Annotated in this window: 4 protein-coding genes; 1 reads left to right on the forward strand and 3 read right to left on the reverse strand. The window is 69.4% G+C overall.

Annotation, left to right across the window (positions count from 1 at the left end; genetic code table 11):
* Positions 1-255: 255 nt before the first annotated feature.
* Positions 256-1,638 carry a sugar transferase gene (locus L0H79_RS07135; RefSeq protein WP_301483894.1) on the forward strand — a complete coding sequence of 461 codons (1,383 nt, stop codon included), beginning with the start codon at positions 256-258 and terminating at the stop codon, positions 1,636-1,638.
* 60 nt (positions 1,639-1,698) lie between these two features.
* Here the strand turns inward: L0H79_RS07135 and L0H79_RS07140 are convergent, their stop codons facing one another.
* From L0H79_RS07140 to mfd, 3 genes are read right to left on the reverse strand one after another with little or no spacing between them, the layout of a single operon-like run.
* Positions 1,699-2,646, reverse strand: coding sequence for a MazG family protein (locus tag L0H79_RS07140; RefSeq protein ID WP_301483895.1), 948 nt, complete (start codon positions 2,644-2,646; stop codon positions 1,699-1,701).
* Between the two features lie 13 nt (positions 2,647-2,659).
* Positions 2,660-3,202, reverse strand: a complete 543-nt coding sequence (locus tag L0H79_RS07145; protein WP_301483896.1) for a hypothetical protein — start codon at positions 3,200-3,202, stop codon at positions 2,660-2,662.
* A gap of 32 nt (positions 3,203-3,234) precedes the next feature.
* Positions 3,235-6,873: a transcription-repair coupling factor gene (gene mfd, locus L0H79_RS07150; RefSeq protein WP_301483897.1), complete on the reverse strand. Its 3,639-nt coding sequence runs from the start codon at positions 6,871-6,873 to the stop codon at positions 3,235-3,237.
* Between the last annotated feature and the right edge of the window lie 744 nt (positions 6,874-7,617).

A 7,617-nucleotide genomic window follows, 5' to 3' on the forward strand; every position in this document is an offset into this window, starting at 1 on the left:
GGGTCATTCTTGACGTTTATCGATCATTCTTTTCCATTTCCCTGAAATGGCCTGCGCCCTTGGCGACACTGGCAGGGAAGCGCTGACTCGCAGGAGTTCGGCGATGGGGGAACCAAACCAACGTGGTGGGGTGGATCAGGTATGGTTGAAACCGCTCGCGAGCCGTTGCTCGCGTTGCGCAGCGTGCGCACGCGCCCGGTCGCCAGACAGGTCTCGACACGCTCGCGTGGGATTCAGTACTGGCGGATCTCGTTGATGGCCGGGGACTTTACCGTCATCACGATCGCGACCGTCATCGCGATGGTTGCGCGGCCCAGACTCACCGTCTTCGGTACGACGATGTCCGAGGTGTCGGGAGTGATCGGCCCCGCGGGCGTCGGGATCGTCGCCATGTGGCTCTTCGCAAACCTCGCAACCGGGACATATGGAAAAGGTCGGCTGGGGGTGGGAACGAGCGAATACGCCCGCATTCTCACCGCGGCAGCACTGACGGCCGGCGTCGTCGGCATGGCCTGCTATCTCACCCAGTTCAACCTGGCCCGTGGATTCTTCGCACTCCTGTTCATGCTCGGCGTGCCGATGCTGCTCGTGTGGCGCTGGATCGCGCGGCGCGTCGTACACCGGGCCCGCGAGAAGGGGCACCTGCTCTCACGAGTGCTCGTGTCCGGCTCCCCCACGCATGTCGACGAGGTGTGCAAGGTGCTCGAGCGGGACCGCCGGATGGGCTACCAGGTCGTGGGGGCGCTGCTGCCGTCCTCACAGCCGGTCGCGACGACGCCCGGAGGCATCCCCGTCTGCGGCATGACGACAGGAGCGGCGGACGCGGTGCTCGACGAGGAGGTCGACATCATCGTCTTCACCGAGGGGGCCTTCCCGACGTCCGCCGAGTTCCGGCGCACCGCGTGGAAGCTCGAGGGGATGCCGGTGCAGATGGTGGTTGTGCCGAGCCTGAGCGACATCTCCGCAGGCCGGATCGAGATGCGCCCGGTCGGCGGGCTGCCACTGGTGCACGTCGAGCAGCCGCAGAGCCTGGCCGCCTCCCGGGGCCTGAAGCGGGCCTTCGACATCGTCGGCGCGGGTCTGCTCCTGCTGCTCGCTGCCCCGGTGATGCTCCTCGTCGCGCTGTCCATCCGGCTCGAGGACCGCGGTCCGGTCCTGTTCCGACAGGCTCGGGCCGGCCGGGACGGGACGCTCTTCGACTGCCTGAAGTTCCGCAGCATGTGCACGGACGCGGAGGCGCGGTTGGCGGAGCTGAAGGATCTCAACGTCAACGCGGACGGAGTGCTCTTCAAGGTCAAGGGTGATCCCAGGATCACCCGGGTCGGTCGGTTGATCCGCCGATTCTCCCTCGACGAGCTACCGCAGCTGCTCAACGTCCTTCGAGGTGAGATGAGCCTGGTCGGGCCACGGCCGGCCCTGCCGGACGAGGTGAGCCAGTACCCGTCCGACGCCCAGCGGCGGCTCGACGTGCGCCCCGGCCTGACCGGTCTGTGGCAGGTCTCCGGACGCTCGGACCTCTCCTGGGACGACGCCGTGCGCCTCGACCTCTACTACGTCGACAACTGGTCGATCGTGCAGGACCTGACCATCGTCATGCGGACCATCCACGCGGTCTTCGCCGCACGAGGTGCGTACTGACCCCGAGCCGACGGCTGCCGTCGCGCGCGAGGCCACTCAGCGGCATACCCTCAGGATGCGTCACCCGGCCAACCGGCGAAGGGCTGCCCTGAGCGTCGCCTCCGCATCGACTCCGACACCGCGCGCCTCGCGGACGAGCGCCAGCAGCCGAGCGCCTAGATCGTCGCCGGCAGCAGCCACCGCAACGCGCTCGGCGAGCCCGGCGCGCTCGAGACGGGAGATCGCCTTGTCGGCTCGTGCCAGCGCGGGCAGGGACTGCGGGATGCCCTCGAGGGGGTGGCTGCGGTCGGCCTTCTCGGTCGCCTTGATGGCCTCCCAGTTCGCCTCGACGTCTTCGGGCGTGGCCGCCTCGACGGAGCCGAAGACGTGTGGATGCCGCCGGACCAGCTTGTCGACGAGGCCCCCGGCGACGTCGTCGATGTCGAACGGCGTATCCGGGTCCTCCTCGGCCACGCGGGACTGGAAGGCCACCTGCAGCAGCAGGTCACCGAGCTCCTCGCGGACCTGCGCCGGGTCACCCGACTCGATGGCCTCGATGGCCTCGTAGGCCTCCTCGAGCAGGTACGGCACGAGCGTCCGGGGCGTCTGCTCGGCGTCCCACGGGCAACCGCCGGGCGAGCGGAGCCGGTCCATCACCGCGACCACGTCGAGCAGGCGGGCGCCCTGGACGTCGTGGGACCCCACGAGCAGCTCGACCTCGGGCGGGTCGGTCAGCCGGGACACCTCGGCCGCGATCGCGTCGGTCAGCCCCGGGTCGCCATCGGCCGAGCCGATCCAGAGGATCTCGCCGCGCCGGGCCGCGTCGACGAGCTCACGGGCAAGCGCCGGCACGGACGTCGACGGACGGGAGTCGATGTCGAGGCCGGCCTCCACGAGAGCCCCGGCCTGGTACTCACCCTGTCGGGCAAGGATTGTCTTGGCGCTCTCGAGCGCATGCCACGCGTCTCGGGTCAGCAGACCGGGGGCGACGCGTGGCGTCGTCAGCAGCAGGGTCAGGCGGCCCGTCATGCCGAGCGCCGGCTCACTTCGTCTGGGGAGCAGAGGCGATCCAGTTGGGCGTCGCCGCGCCCAGGGTGAAGTAGACGGGACCCTGCTCGGTCGGGACCAGCGTGCCGAAGCGGGGGTTGACCGCGATCGTGGCCTGCTTGAGGTCCGAGCGGTAGTGCGCCACGTCCTCGCTCGTCATCTGGGCCGACTGCAGCAGTGCGACCGTCGACACGAACGCCTTCGTCGTGGCGGTCGCGTCGGGCATCGCGTTGATGACACTCGCGTACGTGGCGTCGGGCTTCCAGCTGCCCGAGGCCTGCACCGTCTCCGCCAGCAGCGGGGCCGCGATGAGGGCCGTGACGACGACCTGCTCGGAGAAGTCGAGGTTGGCGGACCGGAGCTGGTCGGCCGTCTGCTCGACCTCGGACAGGCGGATCACCTGGCCGTTGACGACGGCGGCCGCTTGTTGGTGGGTCACTGCAGTGCACGCGCCGAGCAGCGACACGACCGCCATGCCGGCGACGGCTCCGACGGCCAACCGCTTCACGGTCCCGGCCTCACCTGACCAAGCCTTCACAGATCCTCCTCAGGGGCGAATGCGTTGCCATCCTACGGGGCGGAGGGAGCTCCCGGCGCAGCAGCCGACACGGCGGTCGCCGCTGCGGCGATGTCGGCGAGCAGGACGGCCTCGATGAGCTGCCGAGCCCACAGGAGCACCTCGACGTCACGCAGCGGCTTGCCGCCGACGCGCGCGGTCCTCGGGACCGGCACGAGGATGACGCCGAGCTGGTCCTTGACGACCGTGCCGGGGTAGAGGCGGAGCAGGCGCAGCTGCTGGCTCTCGCGCAGGTCCTTGACGGGGCCGAAGCGGACCACCTTGCCCTGCAGACCGATGTCGGCGATCTTGGCCCGGCGGGCGACGACTCTCAGGCGGGCGACCTCGAGGAGGTTCTGGACGGGCTCGGGCGGGTTGCCGTAGCGGTCGCGCAGCTCTGACTCGATGTCGTCGACCGCCTCGAAGCTCTCGACCGTGGCGAGCTTCTTGTATGCCTCGAGACGCAGGCGCTCGCCCGGGATGTACTCGTGCGGCAGGTGGGCGTCGACGGGCAGCTCGATCTTGATCTCGGTGGGTGCGCTCCCTCCCTCGTCCTTGAAGTCCGCAACGGCCTCGCCGACGAGGCGGACATAGAGGTCGAAGCCGACGCCGGCGACGTGGCCGGACTGCTCACCGCCGAGCAGGTTGCCGGCGCCCCGGATCTCGAGGTCCTTCATGGCGACCTCCATGCCGGCGCCGAGGTCGGTGTGGCTGGCGATGGTGCGCAGCCGGTCGTGGGCCGTCTCCGTCAGGGGCTTCTCCGGAGGGTAGAGGAAGTAGGCGTAGGCCCGTTCGCGGCCACGGCCGACCCGGCCGCGAAGCTGGTGCAGCTGGGACAGGCCGAGCACGTCGGCCCGCTCGACGACCAACGTGTTGGCGTTGGAGATGTCGAGGCCGGTCTCGACGATCGTCGTGCAGACGAGGACGTCGACCCGCTTCTCCCAGAAGTCGAGGACGACCTGCTCGAGCCGCTTCTCGCTCATCTGGCCGTGGGCCGCCGCGATCCGTGCCTCGGGTACGAGCTCGCGCAGTCGCGTCGTCGCCTTGTCGATGCTGCTGACCTTGTTGTGGACGAAGAAGACCTGGCCCTCACGCAGCAGCTCACGCCGGATCGCGGCGGTGATCTGCTTCTCGTCGTAGGCGCCCACGAAGGTGAGCACCGGGTGGCGCTCCTCTGGGGGCGTCGCGAGCGTCGACATCTCGCGGATGCCGGTCACCGCCATCTCGAGGGTGCGCGGGATCGGGGTGGCCGACATCGACAGGACATCGACAGCGGTCCGCATCGTCTTGAGCAGCTCCTTGTGCTCGACGCCGAAGCGCTGCTCCTCGTCGACGACGACGAGGCCGAGGTCCTTGAAGCGGACATCCTTGGCGAGCAGCCGGTGCGTGCCGATGACGAGGTCGACGGTCCCGTCGGCGAGGCCCTCGAGCACCTGCTTCGCCTCGGCGTCGCTCTGGAAGCGTGAGAGTGCCGCGACCTTGATGGGGAACGGTGCGTAGCGCTCCGAGAAGGTCTGGTGGTGCTGGGTGACCAGCAAGGTGGTCGGCACGAGCACGGCGGCCTGCTTGCCGTCCTGGATCGCCTTGAAGGCGGCGCGCACCGCGATCTCGGTCTTGCCGTAGCCGACGTCGCCACAGATGAGGCGGTCCATGGGGACCTGCTGCTCCATGTCCTGCTTGACCTCGTCGATGCTCGAGAGCTGGTCGGCCGTCTCGATGTAGGGGAAGGCCTGCTCGAGCTCGCGCTGCCAGGGCGTGTCCGGCCCGAAGGCGTGGCCTTTCGTGGCCATCCGGGCGCTGTAGAGCCTTATCAGGTCTGCGGCGATCTGCTTGACGTAGCGCTTGGCCCGCGACTTCGTCTTGTGCCAGTCGGACCCGCCCAGCTTGTTCAGCGTCGGCGCCTCTCCCCCGACGTACTTGGTCACCTGGTCGAGCTGGTCGGTCGGGACGTACAGGCGGTCGGGTTGGCTGTGCTTCGACCGATTCGACGGCGCGTACTCGATGACGAGGTACTCCCGGGTGGCGCCGTGGACGGTTCGTTGAACCATCTCGACGAACCGGCCGACACCATGCTGTTCGTGCACGACGTAGTCGCCGGGCCGCAGCTGGAGCGGGTCGACCTGGTTGCGCCGCCGAGACGGCATCCGGCGCATGTCCCTGGTGGACGTCTGCCCTGCTCCGGTCTGGCCGGTCAGGTCGGCCTCGGTCAGGACTTCGAGCCGGCTGCCCGGGTGGACGAAGCCTCGTCCCAGGGCACCGGTCGTGATGGAGACGATGCCGGGCTCCAGCGAGCCGTCGAGTGTGCGGGTAGGGACGTCGTGCTCGCCAAGGACGTCGGCGACGCGCCGGGCGAGACCCGGGCCCTCGGTGACGATCGCCAGTCGCCAGCCGTCGCGGACCCGGCCGCGCACGTGCTCGACGGCCTTGGGCGTGTCACCGCGGAACGTCTCGGCGTCGGTCGTGTGAACCGTCAGGCGGGCATCGACGTCGTCGTCCTCGATCTCGAGGTCCTCGTCCTGCAGGAACGGGGTGAGGGTCCACCACGCTCGCCCCGACTCCAGGGCGTGGGCCCGGGTCTGCGCGATGGTCCAGAAGGAGGCGGTGCCCAAGACGGACGCGAGGTCGACGGGCACGGCGTTGCCGGCGGCCGCGTTGGACCAGCTCGCCTCGAGGAACTCCTCGCTCGTCGCGACGAGGTCGTGCGCCCGGCGGCGGATCCTGTCGGGGTCGGCGAGCAGGACGATCGACTCGGGCGGCAGCACGTCGAGCAGCGGCTCCATCCCGTCGACGAGGGCGGGGGCCAGCGACTCCATGCCCTCGACGGCGATCCCGTCGGCGATCTTGGCGAGCATCTCGGCGGCACCGGGAAGCTGCTCGCGGAGGGCCGCGGCCCGCTGCCGGACGGTGTCGGTCAGCAGAACCTCGCGGCAGGGCGGCGCCCAGAGCCCGTGCTCGGCGATCTCGAGGCTGCGCTGGTCGGCGACCTTGAACCAGCGGACCTCCTCGACGGTGTCGCCCCAGAACTCGACCCGGACCGGATGCTGCTCGGTCGGCGGGAAGACGTCGAGGATGCCGCCGCGGACGGCGAACTCGCCGCGGCGCTCGACGAGGTCCGTGCGCACGTAGGCAGCGCCGGCCAATGCCTCGACCGCGTCCTCGAGCGGGTACTCGTCGCCCGGTTTGAGGGCCACAGGGGCCAGCTCGCCGAGACCCCTCGTGATGGGTTGAAGCGCTGCCCGGACCGGGGCGACGACGACGGAGAGCGGCCCGTAGGAGGGGTCCGCCTCGTCCGGGTGCGCGATGCGACGCAGCACGGCGAGCCGGCGCCCCACGGTGTCGCTGCGCGGGGAGAGCCGTTCGTGCGGGAGCGTCTCCCAGCTGGGGAAGACCGCGACCCGCTCCGGCGGCAGCAGGCACCGCAGCGCCTCGGCGAGGTCATCCGCCTCGCGGGTCGTCGCGGTCACCACGAGCAGCGGGGTCGCTCCGGTGCCCTGCTGTGCGAGGGCGGCCACGAGGAAGGGGCGGGACCCCTCACTCGCCGAGACGTCGACGAGCCGGGTCAGGCTGTGGGCCTGCGCCAGGGCCGCCTCGACGTCTTCCCCGGAGCGGAAGACGTCAAGGATGACCGGCAGGTGAGTGGTGACAGAGCTCATGTGTGACGACGTCCCCAAGGCTTCGGGCAGCACGAAAACCCGAGGTCAGGGCGACGACGGGTACGTCACCGAGACTAAGCCTCCGGCGCTTCCATCATGCGCCCCCCGTCCGTGACGTCAGCGGCCCCGAACCCAAATCGAGTGGGAGCTTCTTTCCCGGCACGACTTCGATGACACTCGATGTGGTTCCCCGGAGGACGGACGACGCTTACGGCGGAGACACCGTTGGCGGTACTGTCGGTACTGTCCCAGCGGTCCCAGTCATCCCCTCCGCCTCCGCTCAGGATCTAACGGGGCTTCGCCCAGCCCGACGAGTCGTGGGTGCGTGGGTGGCCTTTGGCGGTGGGCGCCGGTGGGATGACGGTCGCCGTGGAGGGCGCCGTGTTGTGACCGCGCTGTGGCGGTGGTTGGCTCAGTGGTTGAGCCGTTCCCCCTGACCGGAGTGTTGTCCGTCACTGATTCTGCCGATGAAGGCGTCGTTACCGGAATGCCGGTTCGTGGGCGAAGTGGTGGCGCCGCCCAAACGCACCCTCGCTCTCAGCACCTCAGAATCCGCGACGGCGCAAGCAGCCCGAATCCTCGTCATCCACAGTGACGCTCAACAACCGGAGCCCGATCATGACGTTACTGTGTCCGTGTTCGATGTCGTGGCCCAATGTCCGTGACTTTGGTGTCTATGTGGTCTAGGTTCTGGGTGTGGCTGGAGCGACTCGTGAGGCAAGAGCGGCTGGGGAACGGCTGCCG

It is taken from the genome of Intrasporangium sp. (genome assembly GCF_030452765.1).
Lineage (GTDB): Bacteria > Actinomycetota > Actinomycetes > Actinomycetales > Dermatophilaceae > Intrasporangium_A.

Coding starts and splice junctions, on each gene's coding strand:
- L0H79_RS07140 (WP_301483895.1), bottom strand. CDS start 2,646: ATGACGGGCCGCCTGACCCTGCTGCTGACGACGCCACGCGTCGCCCCC.
- L0H79_RS07135 (WP_301483894.1), top strand. CDS start 256: ATGGCCGGGGACTTTACCGTCATCACGATCGCGACCGTCATCGCGATG.
- mfd (WP_301483897.1), bottom strand. CDS start 6,873: ATGAGCTCTGTCACCACTCACCTGCCGGTCATCCTTGACGTCTTCCGC.